18 protein-coding genes and 1 riboswitch are annotated in these 16,404 nt (G+C 36.0%); of the genes, 5 read left to right on the forward strand and 13 right to left on the reverse strand.

All coding sequences use genetic code 11. The annotated features are described in order from the left end of the window. Positions 1–262: 262 nt before the first annotated feature. The gene (locus ACN6MX_RS13505; RefSeq protein ID WP_419959393.1) at positions 263–955 is read left to right on the forward strand and encodes a DUF2225 domain-containing protein; all 693 of its coding nucleotides are present in this window, start codon (positions 263–265) and stop codon (positions 953–955) included. Between the two features lie 103 nt (positions 956–1,058). Here ACN6MX_RS13505 and ACN6MX_RS13510 read toward each other — a convergent pair whose 3' ends face one another. After that, positions 1,059–1,292 carry a NifU family protein gene (locus ACN6MX_RS13510; RefSeq protein ID WP_402851455.1) on the reverse strand — a complete coding sequence of 78 codons (234 nt, stop codon included), beginning with the start codon at positions 1,290–1,292 and terminating at the stop codon, positions 1,059–1,061. 82 nt (positions 1,293–1,374) lie between these two features. On the opposite strand from ACN6MX_RS13510, the gene ACN6MX_RS13515 reads away from it, so the two are divergent. Beyond that, entirely contained in the window at positions 1,375–1,698 is a 324-nt protein-coding gene (locus ACN6MX_RS13515; RefSeq protein WP_419959394.1) for a YuzD family protein, read from the forward strand. 55 nt (positions 1,699–1,753) lie between these two features. On the opposite strand, the gene ACN6MX_RS13520 is transcribed toward ACN6MX_RS13515, so the two are convergent. After that, the gene (locus tag ACN6MX_RS13520; protein WP_419959395.1) at positions 1,754–2,821 is read right to left on the reverse strand and encodes an NAD(P)/FAD-dependent oxidoreductase; all 1,068 of its coding nucleotides are present in this window, start codon (positions 2,819–2,821) and stop codon (positions 1,754–1,756) included. A gap of 127 nt (positions 2,822–2,948) precedes the next feature. Here ACN6MX_RS13520 and ACN6MX_RS13525 point away from each other — a divergent pair, with 127 nt between their 5' ends. Then, complete coding sequence (locus ACN6MX_RS13525; protein WP_419959396.1) at positions 2,949–3,185, forward strand: YuzB family protein; 237 nt, start codon at positions 2,949–2,951, stop codon at positions 3,183–3,185. Positions 3,186–3,214: 29 nt separating this feature from the next. On the opposite strand, the gene ACN6MX_RS13530 is transcribed toward ACN6MX_RS13525, so the two are convergent. Together ACN6MX_RS13530 and ACN6MX_RS13535 are read right to left on the reverse strand one after the other, a co-directional pair. Beyond that, complete coding sequence (locus ACN6MX_RS13530; protein WP_419959397.1) at positions 3,215–3,979, reverse strand: TIGR01457 family HAD-type hydrolase; 765 nt, start codon at positions 3,977–3,979, stop codon at positions 3,215–3,217. Continuing rightward, entirely contained in the window at positions 3,966–4,427 is a 462-nt protein-coding gene (locus ACN6MX_RS13535) for a DUF86 domain-containing protein (RefSeq protein WP_419959398.1), read from the reverse strand. Before ACN6MX_RS13535 ends, ACN6MX_RS13530 begins: the two co-directional genes overlap by 14 nt. A gap of 85 nt (positions 4,428–4,512) precedes the next feature. Here ACN6MX_RS13535 and ACN6MX_RS13540 point away from each other — a divergent pair, with 85 nt between their 5' ends. Beyond that, a complete protein-coding gene (locus tag ACN6MX_RS13540; RefSeq protein WP_419959399.1) occupies positions 4,513–4,779 on the forward strand; it encodes a DUF3055 domain-containing protein in 267 nt (88 codons plus the stop codon). A 238-nt stretch (positions 4,780–5,017) separates the two neighbouring features. Here the strand turns inward: ACN6MX_RS13540 and ACN6MX_RS13545 are convergent, their stop codons facing one another. The 7 genes from ACN6MX_RS13545 to ACN6MX_RS13575 all read right to left on the reverse strand — a co-directional run bounded on the left by ACN6MX_RS13545 (position 5,018) and on the right by ACN6MX_RS13575 (position 12,229). Next, positions 5,018–5,359, reverse strand: a complete 342-nt coding sequence (locus ACN6MX_RS13545; protein ID WP_211895023.1) for a YutD family protein — start codon at positions 5,357–5,359, stop codon at positions 5,018–5,020. A gap of 14 nt (positions 5,360–5,373) precedes the next feature. Beyond that, positions 5,374–6,309 carry a lipoyl synthase gene (lipA, locus tag ACN6MX_RS13550; protein WP_419959400.1) on the reverse strand — a complete coding sequence of 312 codons (936 nt, stop codon included), beginning with the start codon at positions 6,307–6,309 and terminating at the stop codon, positions 5,374–5,376. Positions 6,310–6,416: 107 nt separating this feature from the next. Further along, positions 6,417–7,976: a Na+/H+ antiporter NhaC family protein gene (locus ACN6MX_RS13555; RefSeq protein WP_419959401.1), complete on the reverse strand. Its 1,560-nt coding sequence runs from the start codon at positions 7,974–7,976 to the stop codon at positions 6,417–6,419. A 79-nt stretch (positions 7,977–8,055) separates the two neighbouring features. Next, a riboswitch (Lysine riboswitch) is annotated at positions 8,056–8,238 on the reverse strand. A gap of 48 nt (positions 8,239–8,286) precedes the next feature. Further along, entirely contained in the window at positions 8,287–9,057 is a 771-nt protein-coding gene (yunB, locus tag ACN6MX_RS13560) for a sporulation protein YunB (protein WP_419959402.1), read from the reverse strand. A 42-nt stretch (positions 9,058–9,099) separates the two neighbouring features. Further along, complete coding sequence (locus tag ACN6MX_RS13565) at positions 9,100–10,473, reverse strand: bifunctional metallophosphatase/5'-nucleotidase (protein WP_419959403.1); 1,374 nt, start codon at positions 10,471–10,473, stop codon at positions 9,100–9,102. Between the two features lie 85 nt (positions 10,474–10,558). Beyond that, positions 10,559–11,377, reverse strand: a complete 819-nt coding sequence (locus tag ACN6MX_RS13570; protein WP_419959404.1) for a sulfite exporter TauE/SafE family protein — start codon at positions 11,375–11,377, stop codon at positions 10,559–10,561. After that, positions 11,378–12,229: a DUF72 domain-containing protein gene (locus ACN6MX_RS13575; protein ID WP_419959405.1), complete on the reverse strand. Its 852-nt coding sequence runs from the start codon at positions 12,227–12,229 to the stop codon at positions 11,378–11,380. A 221-nt stretch (positions 12,230–12,450) separates the two neighbouring features. Between ACN6MX_RS13575 and ACN6MX_RS13580 the strand changes: the two genes are divergently transcribed. Then, positions 12,451–13,530: an FAD-dependent monooxygenase gene (locus ACN6MX_RS13580; protein WP_419959406.1), complete on the forward strand. Its 1,080-nt coding sequence runs from the start codon at positions 12,451–12,453 to the stop codon at positions 13,528–13,530. Between the two features lie 61 nt (positions 13,531–13,591). Here the strand turns inward: ACN6MX_RS13580 and ACN6MX_RS13585 are convergent, their stop codons facing one another. Next, the gene (locus ACN6MX_RS13585) at positions 13,592–14,356 is read right to left on the reverse strand and encodes a DUF3891 family protein (RefSeq protein WP_419959407.1); all 765 of its coding nucleotides are present in this window, start codon (positions 14,354–14,356) and stop codon (positions 13,592–13,594) included. Between the two features lie 638 nt (positions 14,357–14,994). Then, positions 14,995–16,392 (reverse strand): Fe-S cluster assembly protein SufB, encoded by a 1,398-nt coding sequence (gene sufB, locus ACN6MX_RS13590; protein ID WP_340778880.1) that lies wholly within the window; start codon positions 16,390–16,392, stop codon positions 14,995–14,997. Between the last annotated feature and the right edge of the window lie 12 nt (positions 16,393–16,404).

The raw sequence follows: 16,404 nt of genomic DNA on the forward strand, positions 1-16,404 counted from the left end.
ACGGGCAGTAAGTCTCCCAATCTAAGAATTGGTCCAAGCAATAAAGCATAAGTGGAAGATAGCTGCCCGTAAAAGCCTGAGTGGTTCAACTAACAATCAGTGGAGATGAAGAAAACCTCAACTGATTGAAGTTTCACTTTATATCATATCAATGTTTTTACTATGTATACAAGGAAAACTACTCGAATATTTGCTTCGCTTTCAAGATGAATTTCAGGTATAATAGAACTACTAACGTGGATGAGTGAAAAGAGGCTTCAAAATGGAATTAACTCCCTATTACCAAAAAGATATGGAATGCTTGAGCTGTAAACAAAAATTCAAAACGACAAAGGTTCGCTCAAAGTTTATAAAAGTTGTATCGCATCATACAGATTTTCAACCTATATATGAAAATAAAGAAGTGAATCCATTACTATATAACATATTTGTATGTGAGCATTGTGGTTTTTCATTTACAGATGACTTCACAAAATATTTTGCTCCAGGAGTAAAGGAAATAATCCAAGAAAAAATTTCCAGTAGATGGACACCAAGATCATTTGGCAATGAACGAACAATTGAAGAGGGAATTATGTCCTATAAACTAGGGATTCTATCAGGTACATTAAAGAAAGAAAAATTTGTGAATATGGCAGGTTTGGCATTACGAACAGCTTGGCTATACCGATTACAAGGAAAGCAAGAAGAGGAAAAACGTTTTTTGGAAATTGCTCGTGATCGTTATGCAGATTCCTATTCCAATGATGACTACAATGGTACTCAAATGTCCGAAATCCGTGTGCTCTATTTAATAGCAGAATTATCAAGAAAAACTGGAGATATTGAATATGCCACACGTTACTTCTCTAAAGTGATTGAAAAACAGAATTCTTCCATAGAACCAACTATTATTGAAATGGCAAAAGATCGTTGGTATGAAATTCGTGCTCAAAAAGAAAAAGAAGCCCTTTAAAAGGCTTCTTCTTTTTTTGCTTTAGGAAAATATAAAGTCCAGGGCATATGAATAACTTTCTACAAGTGATTCTCCGTCCAGATGCTTGAGCTTTTGCTCTTTATTAAAATACTTGTTCTACTTCTACTACTCCTGGAACCTCTTCTAAAAGTGCACGTTCAATACCTGCTTTAAGTGTAATCGTTGAACTCGGGCAGCTGCCACAAGCTCCTAGAAGGCGTAGTTTTACAATACCATCTTCAACGTCTACAAGCTCACAGTCTCCTCCATCTCGAAGTAAAAATGGACGCAATTTATCTAAAACTTCTTGAACTTGTTCATTCATTGTATCAGTCATATCTATCGACTCCTTTCGCTATAATCATTATAATGTGAAGGAAGGAAAAAATCCATTAAAGAATTCCAAGGAGGAAATCATTATGACGTTTCAATCTTTAAATATAGAAGTATTTGGAGCAGATGTAGTATGCGCAAGTTGCGTTAATGCGCCATCTTCCAAGGATACATATGAATGGCTACAAGCAGCCATCGACCGTAAATTTCCAAATCACCAAGTTACTTTCACATATATCGATTTCGAAAAGCCAATTGAGAATGAGCGACACCAGCATATCGCCAAACAAATTGCAGAAGATGAATTCTTCTACCCACTCGTGATGATTAATGGTGAAATGATTGGAGAAGGCTATATCCAACTAAAACCGGTCTATACTGCACTTGAGAAATATGGCTATACTGAATAATATAACGAAAAAAATTTCGAGATGCTAGATTTATAGCATTTCGAAATTTTTCATTTTACCCATTATGACGTTTATACATCCAAAGTAAACCCGACTTCATCAATCGTGCGATTCGTCCAGTAACGGAGATGTCTGCCAAGTATGCAAATCCTTGTTTTTTCCCAAGAGAGCCCATGAATCCTTTGAGTTTGATTTCGGGCATCTTTTCAGGAAGTGGTGCATCTTTCCAGCGCGCTTGAAGCACCTTAACAATTTGCTCAGCTTGTTCTTCTGCCAATTGAGCACTTGGGGCTAATGGTAGAGAAGCCGCATCACCAACAACATATACATTTGGATAGCTTGGTAAGTCGTGATATTGTGTTAAAATAACGCGACCTGTTTTATCTTTTTCACCGGGTAATGCTCTTACAGGAGCAGCCGGTTGAATACCTGCTGTCCAAACAACTACATCCACAGGAATTATTTCTTCATGATTGAATAATTTGTTCGGCTCTACTTTTGTGATGTTTGAATTACTAACCACATCTACATTGTTTGTGTCGAACCACTTTTGTACATAATTACTTAATCGCTCTGGGAAATCTCTTAAAACACGAGGACTGCGGTCAAATAACTTGATAGACAAGTCTGGACGGCTTTCACGAAGCTCACTCGCTAGTTCTATTCCACTAAGTCCCGCTCCAACAATGCCTACAATAGATCCTGAAGATAGGCCTCCAATTTTATTGTACGTATCTCTTGAACGGCCAATCGTTTGGATGCTATAGGTAAATTCATCTGCTCCAGGCACGTTATGATATTTGTCCTCACATCCCAGTCCGATTACTAGATCATCATAGTCAATTGCTTGTCCATCATCTAGTAAAACTTGTTTACCTTCTACATCAATTTCTAAAATTTCACCGAACGTTATTTTTAATTTATCGCTTTCTGGGAATGCAACTCGAATACTACTATCCGGAGAGGTTCCAGCAGCTAGTGCATAAAATTCTGTTTTTAAACTATGAAATGGTGTCCTGTCTACTAAAGTAATTTCTACATCATCAGGAATATTATTTGGCAATAAACGAAGTAATATTCGCATATTTCCATATCCCCCGCCTAACAATACTAATTTTCGCATAATATTCTCCCTTAAATTTAATGTCATCTCAAATTATAATAGATTGTGATACATTTCACAATAGAACATCTTAATTGACGTTTTCTTAAAAAAAGAGTAGCATGACCATGTAGTGAGGTGAACAGCTGTGAATCCTATGGTTGAATTTTGTATAAGCAACCTTGCAAACGGGTCCCAAGAGGCTTTTGACATATTAGAACAGGACTCCAATTTAGATGTTTTAGAGTATGGTTGCCTGAGTTATTGCTCCCTCTGTTCGGAAACTATATTTGCCATTGTGAATGGTGAGGTTGTAGAAGCAAATACCCCAAGCGAACTTGTTGCAAACATTTACCAATATATAGAGGACAATCCTCTATTTTAAAAGACTGGGCCTTCGAGCTACAGTCTTTTTTATTTTGTCCATTCGCTTAAAGATTCTAAAAAATAGGTAGGTTGCATTGTTTGATGCTTAACTTCTGCTGTACTATTTACCCCACTATTCACATGCACAGTATCAATTCCCATATGAATACCAGTCAAAATATCTGTTTGATAATTATCCCCAATCATAACCATCTCTTCTTTGTTAAATCCATATTGTTTTTGTATGAACTCTAACATAAATGGTTGAGGTTTTCCCATATACACAGGCTCTGCTCCAGTAGAATGCTCGACTAATTTTGTAAAAGCCCCATTTCCCGGTAAAAACCCTATTTCTGAAGGAAATGCATGATCGCTATTCGTCGATAAGAATGCTGCTCCAGCTCGTATAGAAAGACAAGCAGTAGCTAGCTTTTCATAATTTATGGCGCGATCAATTCCAAGAACCACAACGTCTGCCATACCAGCCGTAATAGAAATACCTCTCGATTTAAGCGCATCTTCTAAACCTAGCTCACCAATCATAAATACTTCCTTGCCTGGTATATACTCGTTAATATAATTAGCCGCAGCAATAGAAGAAGAAATAATATGTGCAGTATCTATATGAATATCCATATCAGCTAGTTTTTCCTGAAGCTGCTTTTGCGTCATGGAGGAATTATTCGTAACAAAAAAAGGCTGCGTACCATTGCTCTGTAAATAATGAATAAATTTCACTGCCTCAGGAATGGGCGTTTTTCCTTTATAGACGGTGCCATCTAAATCTATAAAATATGCTTTATAATTTAACATTGGAATCCTCAGGTAAAAATGCGGAAACTGGCCCGAGTTCATCTACTAAATATATTTCCACAGCTTTAGGAAATTCCTTTAAGTATTGAAAATTCTTTGCTAGAACTTCCGCTAATTTTGAGTGATCCACCGCATAAAATTGACGCACAAGAACCTTTCTAAACTCTATAACTTCTTTTAAAGGACCATCCATTTCAACCGTGATCACTTTTTCATCCGTTAATATATCAATAATATCATCGTACCCACCAGGATCACGCATAATAAATCCATCAATCATCGAATTACCTACGTCGATAATAGATTCAATAATATTATGACCAATTCGTTCAAACGCTAATTTGGATACTTCATCTGCTTGCCAATCATTTTTTGTCTCTATAATATTTAACAACTGGTTCATATGAGCCAATGTTAAAGCAATTTTTTTTCTATCTACAAAATACATTGAAAAGCCTCCTAATTGTTGTTCATTTGATATATACTCCTATTCTATAGTACCATAATTTTAAGGTAGGAAGGAGTGTCACACGGTGGAACGATTTTATTTGTACGATGATGTAGAGGATACTAAAACACGATTTGTTGGTTTTACAGGGGAATCTCAAAGGTATGATTTAGCTATTTCCCAAAGTTCTCGTTTTTTTGGAAAAGTACTTGTGATGGATATACAATATGGACGAGCAGCTATTATCGGAGCGGATGATGTGGAAGAACCAGGCTATCTTGAACATGTATTTAATAGATCAGAAGAAGAAGCAATAGAATTACGAGATTATCTACGCGAATTACTAAGTTAGTACGAGTCGGTAAGTTGTCATTACTATCAAAGCTAGCTATTTTTATGTATTGATAGTTGGACTTTCTATAACTCATTTATAAACTTGGATAGCTCATAGACTGTGGTAGACTGTATAATTTTCAACTGATAGCCCTTAAACCTCTGGAGACAGCCCATAAAATTGCAACTTTAGCCCGTAAGTCTCTTATTATAGCCCATATCCAATTCTATACAATAAACAAAAAACCTTGAGCAGATCATAGTTGATCTTGCTCAAGGTTTTCGTTTACTTCTTTTATAGCTTCTACAGGAACTATTTTAGGAGCAACTCCTGTTTTCTTCACTACGAAATAGGCACAACCAAAATTACAATACTCATATAAATAATCTTTCATCGTCCCTATTTTCGTATCGAATGTTGCTTTGTGACTACGATCCTCAAAGAAACCTTTGAGACGAAGCTGTCCATAGCCCCAATCACCCATAATATAATCGTATTTTGTCAAAATTTCACTATAACGATCTAAAAAAGCTTCTTCCTTAAATGCCTCACGGTAATCTTCTATAATTTCATAAGTAAAGCCTTCAGCAACTATCATTCAATCACCATCCATTAGCTATTTGGAGTAGCTAGAAGTTCCTCACCTTGCAATTGTCTTTGCTTAGCTGCAGCGTTAACTTGTTCATCTGCATGATAACTACTTCTAACTAGTGGACCAGCTTCACAATGTGAGAACCCTTTGCTCATGGCAATTTTACGCAATTCTCCAAATTCTGCTGGGGAGTAATATTTCAGAACTGGTAAATGTTTTTTGGAAGGTTGCAAGTATTGACCAATCGTCATGATATCTACATTGTTAGCACGAAGGTCGTCCATCACTTCCAGTATCTCTTCATGTGTTTCCCCTAAACCTAACATTAACGACGATTTTGTCGGAATACTTGGTTGCATTTCTTTTGCTCGACGCAATAATTCTAGTGAACGATCGTATTTTGCTCTTGCACGAACTCTTGGAGTGAGTCTACGAACAGTTTCAATATTGTGGTTAAGAATATCCGGTTTTGCATCCATAATATTGCGGATATTTTGCTCAATCCCTCCCATATCGGAAGGTAAAACTTCTATTGACGTAAAAGGATTTTTGCGTCGAATCGCACGAATGGTTTCAGCAAAAACTTCGGACCCACCATCTTTTAAATCATCTCGAGCAACTGCTGTTACAACAGCATGTTTTAAATTCATAACAACAACCGAATCTGCAACTCTTTCTGGTTCTGCCAAATCCAACTCATTAGGTAGCCCAGTTTTTACAGCACAAAAACGGCAAGCACGTGTGCAAATAGCCCCTAAAATCATAAATGTAGCAGTTCTACGTGAACCCCAACACTCATGAATATTTGGACATTTTGCTTCCTCACATACTGTATTTAGATTATTTTCACGCATTAATTTTTTTAGACCTTTGTATTCATCATTCGTATTTAACTTAATTTTTAGCCACTCTGGTTTTCTTTGATGCTCTGTTTTCGTTGGTTTACACGATGTCATTTCATTTCGACCCCATTCTAAATAAACTAACAACTCTGTTGTCAATGTAACATAATATTTAATTGGAAACAACCATACAAAAACAGAGACATCTTATATAAAACTAATTAAACCACTCGTTTGCCATTAAAACTCCAAACAGCAAAAAACACGATAAGAATGGCAATTACACTTACTAATCCGATCATAACTGAACCTGTCAAACCTAAAACTAAATAGCCTATAGCCGCAATGATAGCACTAATAATTGCATAAGGTAACTGTGTTATTACATGGTCAATTACGTTAACCCCCGCACCAGTTGCTGACATAATGGTAGTATCGGAAATCGGAGAACAATGATCTCCAAAAACTGCACCTGCTAAAACTGCAGCTAAAACTGGAAGTAGTAATTCTGGTTCTACCACCATAATAATACTTGCACCAATTGGTAGTAAGATTCCAAACGATCCCCAAGAGGATCCAGTTGCAAAAGCCATAAAAGCAGTTAAAACAAAAAGTAAGAAAGGAATTACCCCTACCGGAATATTATTTTCCGTAACGAGCTTAGCTAAAAACGCTCCAGTTCCAAGTGCATTTATTAAAAATGAAAGAGACCAAGCAAATATTAAAATACAAATAGCCGGTAACATTGAATTTATGCCAGAAATAACTGCTTTTCCAACTAACCCAATACTTGCTTCTTTGTTTCTCTTGAATTGACGTATATACAAAAGTATAGCTAATATACTCGATACCAATCCACCTATAAATAGCGAAAAAGGAACGTCTGTATTCTCAAAAACAACAAATAAGTTCAATACTTTTCCTGAAGCCTGATACCCTGTCCAAAACATTGAAAATAGTGTTACCACTATTAATGATACAATCGGTAAGATTAAATCATTCACTTTACCATAATTATTTTCCGGGAAATTACCTTGTAAATCACCTGGATTTGATTTGTTTGGATCAAAAAGCACACCTGTTTCTTTTGCAAGTTTCTCATGTTTTTTCATCTCGCCTAAGTCATTGTCTGTCCATGCTGTAAAAAATACCATTGCAAGCGCAGCAATCACATAGAAATTCATAGGTGCCATCAACATAAACGCCTCAAGTGGTGTATAATCTGTGACTGCATGAGTTGCAAAAATAACCCCCAGCTGACTTATTAGAAAAGCACCCCAGCTAGAAACAGGAGAAACTACACAAACTGGTGCTGATGTGGAATCGATAAAATAAGCTAGCTTTGCACGAGATACTCGATGAGAATCTGTAATTGGACGAGCTATTTGTCCAACAGCAAGTGCATTAAAATAATCGTCTACAAAAATAATAATTCCTAAAAATGCTGTTAATAGTTTAGATCCACGATTCGTTTTAATACGTTTGACTGCCCATGCAGCAAACGCAGTACTTCCTCCTGATAAGCTAACAATTGCGGTAATTACTCCAAGCAATAATATAAATAATAGTATATAAATATTATACATATTCAATCCATTATCCCAAAATGATGTGATAAAAGAATCCCAAAGAATGATTAATGAATCAACGGGTGAAAAGCTTTCTACTAATAGAGCTGCCGAAACGATTCCGATCCCCAATGATAATAAAACTCTCTTCGTCACAAGCACCATTATAATCGCTAAAAGTGGTGGCAAAATTGAAAATATCGTATTTTCCAAAACAAATCCTCCTAAATATAAAAAAGCCAACCTAATAAATATAGGTTGGCTATTAGCTATAATTTTAAGCATAAATTTTATACTTTGTAGCTCTCCACTTATACTTTTGTATAAATGACAGTGTTATTTTTGTTCAAAATAACCCCAATTAGATTTGTCTCGACAATCAGCATCTAATTTCGGCAAAACTTCCTTTCGTTTACAATCACAGTTGTCATTCTCCTGTAAACTACTTTTAAGTCATGCAGCCTCTACCTATTCTTATTCATTTCTACCAGTATAACAGTAAATACTAGGTTTTAAAGGTTTTTTATTTTTCTGGTAATGGCAGCGGAACTTCTATTGATGGGGCAGCGCTCCCGTCGCCACCAGTGTATATATAAGGAACCTGGCCCTGCACAATTCCCATTGCAACAGGTATTCTTTGCTCAACTGTACTCATTTTACTTGCTAGAGGAACAATGATCTGTACATTTACCGTAATGTGGATATTGACTTCAACATAAGCATTATTAATACCAAATTTAGTTATTGATGACTCAACATTAGATTGTACATTTCCGATGACGTGAAAGCGTATAGGAATTTTCGGTCCTAAGTTACCAATGATGGGTATATTCATCGCTTGCCCCAAAGGAACGAAAAATACGACTCCTCCTTGGTCCTCCATCGTTTGTTTATCGTACTCGATATCATCTAAATAAGGTAAACTTGAAAAGTTCCCCTGCTCCGCCTGCTCCAAATGAGACTGAACCAGCTGATTTGTATCAGATAGTATTCTGTTTATTATTTCTGTATTAAATCTAGTTGTTACCATGTTTGTGCTATCTGTTGGCACCTCTTCGATTATGTCATTTACATCAAGCGTATTGGAAATTCTTGAGTTAATTGCTTTATTAATTACCATGGATGCTATTTTAGTTGTTTGGATTTCTGCATAATCGAGATAAGTAGGGGTCAATTTCGCATTAATATAATAAATAAGGCCAGCAATCGATAACAAAAAACAGAATAAAAAAATAGCTAACTTGCGCTGACTAGTAAAGAAAGTAAATCGTTTTTTCTTCTTTCTATAGAACAAAAACAATCCTCCTAATTACTACTTATGTAAGGAGGAGGACTTTCATGACTCATATTCATTTTTTTCATACTGTCCATACCATCTCACTATATCCCGAATCATTTCTGGCATAAAGTATTGTTTTTGAGCGAATTTTAACGAAGGAAAAAAGTAACCGAAAGTAAACATATCTAAAGTTGCCAGCGTATATATATTTTCAAGCTCAAGCGGTGTTTCATTGACTATCACTGTGCCATCTTCTAGTTCATGAAGCTGTTCATATAGTATGGCTCCAAGATAATTACCTCTAAAACCTAGCCCTTTTACTTCAAGCTTTGGCCACTTTTCATTTTTCCCTGTACGAATAACTTCGAGTAGCTCAGCACCAGTCAATGTAATAACACATGGATTAATAGGATGGGGCAAACATTGATGTAATTCCCTTGCAGTAATTGGCCCCTGCGGAAGATCCTTTAAGAAGATTCCAGCTGGAAACATTGCACAATTTGCATTCGTAAAGGCTAGAAGTGCTTTTCCGAAGAAATGAGATAAATCCGATTCCTTAAACCATTCCTTCTTCAATCTAGAAGAGTTGTAAAAAGCAACGCTAGACATTTTAGCTATCCCTTCATTTTCCCAAGTTAACTGTGAATCATTTGCGTTTCTTGGAACTGGCAGTGTTTCTGTCCTAAATAATACTGCCCTCTTCGATTGGATTGCTCCTGCTATATGATCGAATTCCAGCGTCACAAGCCCAACATTCGTCCCGAATTTGCCTGTAGCTGCTTGCAGCGTATTCCCTACTACCTTACCTTCTTCAAATGCATGATGTGTATGCGATCCCAAAATCAAATCAATCTGTGGAATTTCCAACGAAATTATTTCATCTTGCGACATTCCTAAATGAGACATACAAATAAGAACATCCACTTCTGGACGAAGAGCATCACATACTTCTTTCAGACGTGGAATCGGATCTTGAACATGCCAGCCTAATTTTTCATAGTAAATGCCGTAATCTGCAGTCGCTGCAACAATACCTATTTTAATACCTGTTTGTGTCACATGTATTTTAAAGGGTAATAGCCACGGCGGAATATCCCCTTCCAAATCAGTAAAATTGGAGACGATAACTTCAAAATTAGCAGCTACGTATAAGGTTTCCAAGTCTTCATGGCTTAGGGTGATTCCCTCATTATTTCCAATCGTTACATAATCGTACTTTGCTTCATTCAACAGTTGCACATTTCCTTTTCCAAGGGTACCTTCCGTATATATATTCGAACGATCCAAATGATCTCCAATATCTAGAGTTAAAAGAGAAGCCTTTGCACCATGTTTTTCCCGACTATCTGAGAGAAATTGATGAATAGCGGGCCAATTTTCTAGATGACTATGCAAATCATTTGTATGGTATATATAAATCGTCTCTATCATTTTTCACCCATCCTAATCAAATATGCCTCAGCGCGCTTGCGTTTCACTTTGTTTAACTCCGCAGGAAAACAATAGCTGAATTAAGTTAAAATAAGCCATCTATAATAGATCGTATACCTAATAATAGAAGTACAATTCGTAAAGCCAACACGAGTGTATCGGAATTCAACTTTTTGTTTAACTTTGCTCCTATTTTTGCTCCAATATAAGCAGCAGGAACTACTGGAATTGTATATAACCAAGGTACATTGCCCAATGATATATGCGTAACAGAATTCACCATTGCTGATAAGAACACCATAAACATAGACGTACCAACTGCTACATGAGGTGGGAATAGGAATAATAAAATCATCGCAGGTACGATAATAGATCCCCCACCAATCCCAAATAAGCCTGATGCAAATCCAACGCAAAATGTTAATAATATTGCAAACCAAATGGGATACCCATAGACATATGTTTTATTGCCATCGTTAAAGGATTTCTGTTTCCCATTCTCCACAAACCATCGTACAGGACTTAAGCGATCTCGAACTAATAACAAAGTGGATAAGATAACAAGTAAAATACCAAAATATAAGTTAAAAGAAGGTAAATCTAATCCTTTGTTTACAAATGCCCCAAGTATCGTTCCAGGAATACTACCGATAAAGAAAATAAATCCACTTTTAAAGTCAACCGTTTTGGTCTTCATATAGGATAGTGTAGATGACAGTCCTGTAAATATCATCATTATTACAGATAGGCCAACAACACTCTGAGGTGTAATATTTGGAATCATACCAAGGGATGCGCCAAAAAACAGCGTAGCCGGTACTAAAATTACACCTCCACCAAGTCCAACCAAAGCTCCAACTATTCCAGAGAAAAGACCACTAATTGCTAATATAATCCATTCCATTTAAAAATCTCCTTCAAATAAATCTAATTGTTTTGGGGCCAGGCCTTCAAAATTTAATCCCAGCATGTTCTGGAATGTTTTAGCATTGTTTGCAGCATGCCCTCCCGAGTTATTATTAAATAAAACAACAACTTCTTTTTCCTGTTTTTCTAGTTGTTCACAAACATTTTTAATAGAAGAAAGTTCTTCTTTATTGTAATCATATAAGTATCTTACTTCTCTCCAATTCACGTTATTGCCAGGATTAATCCATCCATATGTATTTCTGCCATGCAACCGAACTAACACCTTATTTGTAGTGGCAATCGGAACTAAAGGAATACTTCCTTCCCCAGCCTGCGGTTCATCACAAACGCTATGATGAAGATGATTTTCCCTCAAAAATTGAAGTGTGGCTGGTCTGCGATTAGGAGCATACCAAGATTGATGTCGAAACTCGATGACCACTTCAAAATCCTTTAACTCTTCTCTAACTTTACGTATATATTGTACACTTTCCTTATTGCATTGGAACCAAGGTGGAAATTGAGCAAGAATCATGGATAGTTTCCCTGCTTCTTTAAATGGCAAAATTGACTGCCGATATAATTCAAACATTTCCTCGAGCGAATTAAAAGGAAGATCACCTCGTAAATGACCAGTTATCCCTTGATATGCTTTCACAACAAATTGAAAATTATCTGGAGTTTCTTTAATCCATTTTACACTATTTTTTACTGGTTGAATCGCGTAAAATGCCGCATCTAATTCCACGACAGGAAAGTGTGCACTATAATCTTGTAATCTTTCCTTTGCAGAGGATACGTACAAATCTGGATGATCCCCCCAACCAGTCAGGCCGATTTGAATCATTTCATCACCTCACTATTAATACAATAATATCATATCACCCAGTTTGCTTCAGAGATAATGAATGATCTTTATCTGAATTTTAGTCGGATATGATCTGCCAAACAAAGTATTATACCTTTAGAATATCAAAAGATGGATAATAAGTTTTTAATTCGCTAATATATATATGTGTCGTTACGAAAAGCCCATTACGCTTATTTAAAGCAAAGGGAGGAATTTAAATGATGAAAGTAGATGTATGTATTGTAGGTGCTGGTCCAGGAGGAGCACTTCTTGCTTATTTATTGGCTAGGAAGAATGTTTCTGTTGCTTTAATAGAGCGAACAAATCAAATTGGTAAAACGTTTCGTGGAGAGCATTTAAATGAAGAAGGTGAAGCGATTTTAAAAAAATATAATTTATTTGACGAAGTGCAAAAACTCGGTCTTTTACGAATGGAGAAACTTGAGTATTGGCAGGATGGTGAGCTGTATAAAACAATTCTACCTGATCCTGAGGTCGGACATCTTGGCATTCATGTTCCGCAAATTCATTTGTTACAGGTGTTAATAGCAGCAGCTAAGGAATATCCAACATTCCATTTAATGCTGAATACAAAGGTAGACGAACTACTACAGGATGAAGATGGTACTTATACGGGTGTCAAAGCCTCCCAGCATGATGAAAAAGTGATCATTGAAAGTGAACTTGTTATTGGAGCAGATGGTCGTAATTCAACTGTTCGAAAAAAAGCGGAACTGGATGTTACTATCCGTAAACATGGTTATGATTTGCTTTGGGCCAGAATTCCAGCACCAGAAAACTGGGAACCTTCTATTAAGATGGCACTAATCGGAGAGAAGCAAATTTCTTTATTTACCCAGGCAAAAGGTTTTATTCAAATTGGCTGGAATATTGAAGAGGGGTCATTTGCCACACTTAGAAAGCAGCCTTTTACACCATTTGTCGAGCAGCTGATTGGTGCATTTCCAGAGCTCGAACAAACCGTTCGTGAAAATATTCAAACGTGGAAGGATTTCGTTCTATTAGATGTGTATAGTAGCACTAGTGAAAATTGGGGCAAAAAAGGGGTCGCATTAATCGGTGATGCTGTACATACGATGACCCCTACTGGAGCATTTGGATTAAATAGTGCATTAAAAGATGCCGATTTTCTGGCTAACTTAATTGATAATAATACAATTGATCAGCTCAATTTAGCTGATTGTGCGACGGCAAGAAAAAAAGAAGTGGCTAAGATACAAGCAATCCAAATTGAAAAAGAACAATCTTTCGCTTCTCAATTTGTTGTAATGGTTTAACAAAGTCGAATATCATAACAAAAAAACCAGTCAAGTGAATAACACTTCGACTGGTTTTGTATTATTTAAATAGAATTTTCCTTATGGAAATGGGTGTATCTTTATAAGCCTGTAGAATTCCATCGTTTTCTATTTGGTCTTTCATAACTTCTTTATAAGGTAGTTCTACCTCTGTTTCACTCTTTAGAGGGGAAAACGAAAGTGCCACGGTTTCTTTACTTTCCCAATGTGCAACGATGGGTTTATCAGTGGCAAATAGAAATAACTGTGGAAAGCCGTTTTGGAAAAAAGAATGTTTATTATTGTTGTCTCCAGGTTCATGCAAACAAATATAAAGGGAAATGAAATCCGAAAACTTTAACAAATCTAGATGATACATCATCGTTTCCTTCATTTCCTCTGTCTCTATTATTCCTAATTCGTCAGAAAGTCGATTTTGTCTTTGCTTTTCTTCTTCCCAAAATTCTTCCACTACTGATTCATCGGCATCCTGTATAAAGGAAGAATAATGTAAACTGCATAACAAACCTGCATACTTACTCATTTCCTCTACCTCATCGAGTCCCTTTTTATAAAAAGAAATTTTGAGATCAGTTGGATAATCGATAAAAGAGTAGGGTTTCTCCGTTTTATCATTCCAAATTGGGGCTGCATCTGGATCAATCCATCCACGATCATGCTCTTCGATTGCAAGTAACACTTCTTTCATTCGATTAGAAGAAAAAAAGTAATCATCTTTACAATTTAGAGCAATCTCCTTTGAAACTTTTGCATGATCATTTTGAGCAACCATAATATAGCTCTTTTGTCGTTCGAATATTATCATTTTGACTTTCCTTCCTTTACAGAACTACATCTATTTCTTATTTTAAGTTACCACTTATAGAAGGATTTCAAACTAGTTTAACCCAATCTAAATTTAAACATTCAAATGAAAAATGTAGCACAGCGAATTGTACACCTTGCTACATTAATAATTGGATTGACCTATAGAATCTTCCATAACGAACTGGATGAATAAATGTGTTCAATGTGTTTCTTCTTACTTAAACAAAGTACAGCGAGTCTATAAATATACCTTTTTAAAGCCCTCTTTATTCTTTTTCAATTTAAATCTATGTTAATACTTAGAATCTACTAATAGTATTAAAATCAATTCGCCACTCCTTTTTCAGTATATCCTACTAGAGGAAAGATGAAATAAAAGACTTCCTTTCACTAAAGGTGCACACCAATTTTAGATATATCCTATTAATTAAATCTAATGCCTTATTCAATTTGTATCATGTAGGTTAGAACATGATACAAAAAAACTGCTGACACATATCTAAATATAGCGCAAAAAAAGAAGACGAACTTAAAAAGTTCGCCTCCTACACTTCTCGGAAAACCAAATCGGAATGACTGATTTTCTTCTTTATAAAATTAACCCCAAAAGGTTGTTGTAGCAACGTTAAAATATAATTAACCGATAGAACCTTCCATCTCGAATTTGATAAGACGGTTCATTTCTACTGCATATTCCATTGGAAGTTCTTTTGTAAATGGTTCGATGAATCCCATTACGATCATTTCAGTTGCTTCTTCTTCACTAAGACCACGACTCATCAGGTAAAATAATTGTTCTTCAGATACTTTTGAAACTTTTGCTTCATGCTCTAAAGAAATATTATCGTTCAAGATTTCGTTGTAAGGAATTGTATCAGAAGTAGACTGATTATCCATGATCAATGTATCACATTCGATATTTGCACGAGCACCTGTAGCTTTACGTCCAAAATGAACGATACCACGATAAGTTACTTTACCACCTTGTTTCGAAATAGATTTAGAAACTATAGTAGAAGAAGTATTTGGAGCTAAATGCATCATTTTCGCACCAGCATCCTGGTGTTGCCCTTTACCAGCAATTGCGATTGAAAGTGTCATACCACGAGCGCCTTCACCTTTTAAGATAACAGCTGGATATTTCATCGTTAATTTTGATCCAATATTTCCATCAATCCATTCCATCGTTGCATTTGCATCACAAACTGCACGTTTTGTAACCAAGTTATAAACGTTGTTTGCCCAGTTTTGGATTGTTGTGTAACGGCAATACGCATCTTTTTTAATGATGATTTCAACAACTGCACTATGAAGTGAGTTTGTTGTATAAACTGGAGCTGTACATCCTTCAACATAATGTACAGATGCACCTTCGTCTACAATAATTAGCGTACGTTCGAATTGACCCATATTTTCAGAGTTAATACGGAAGTATGCTTGTAGTGGTGTTTCCACTTTAACGCCTGGTGGTACATATATAAATGATCCACCCGACCATACTGCTGAGTTAAGTGCAGAAAACTTATTGTCTGATGAAGGAATTACTGTACCCCAATGCTTTTTGAAGAGATCTTCATTTTCACGAAGCGCGGAATCAGTATCTTTAAATACAATCCCTAAGTCTTGAAGCTCCTGCTTCATGTTATGATATACAACCTCAGATTCGTACTGTGCAGAAACACCTGCTAGATATTTTTGCTCTGCTTCTGGAATACCTAATTTATCAAATGTAGCTTTGATTTCATCTGGTACTTCATCCCATGAAGTTTCTGTTTGCTCAGAAGGCTTCACGTAATACGTAATTTCATCGAAGTTTAATGACCCTAAATCTCCGCCCCATTGAGGCATTGGTTTTGAGTAAAAAATTTCTAATGCTTTTAAACGATAATCTAACATCCATTGTGGTTCTGATTTCATTCGTGATATTTCTTCTACGATTTCTTTCGTTAATCCACGTTTAGAACGGAAAATGGATACGTCTTTATCGTGGAAACCATATTTGTAATCACCAATTTCAGGCATTTTTTTAGCCATCGTATTTCCTCC

Source organism: Psychrobacillus sp. BM2 (genome assembly GCF_048572895.1).
Lineage (GTDB): Bacteria > Bacillota > Bacilli > Bacillales_A > Planococcaceae > Psychrobacillus.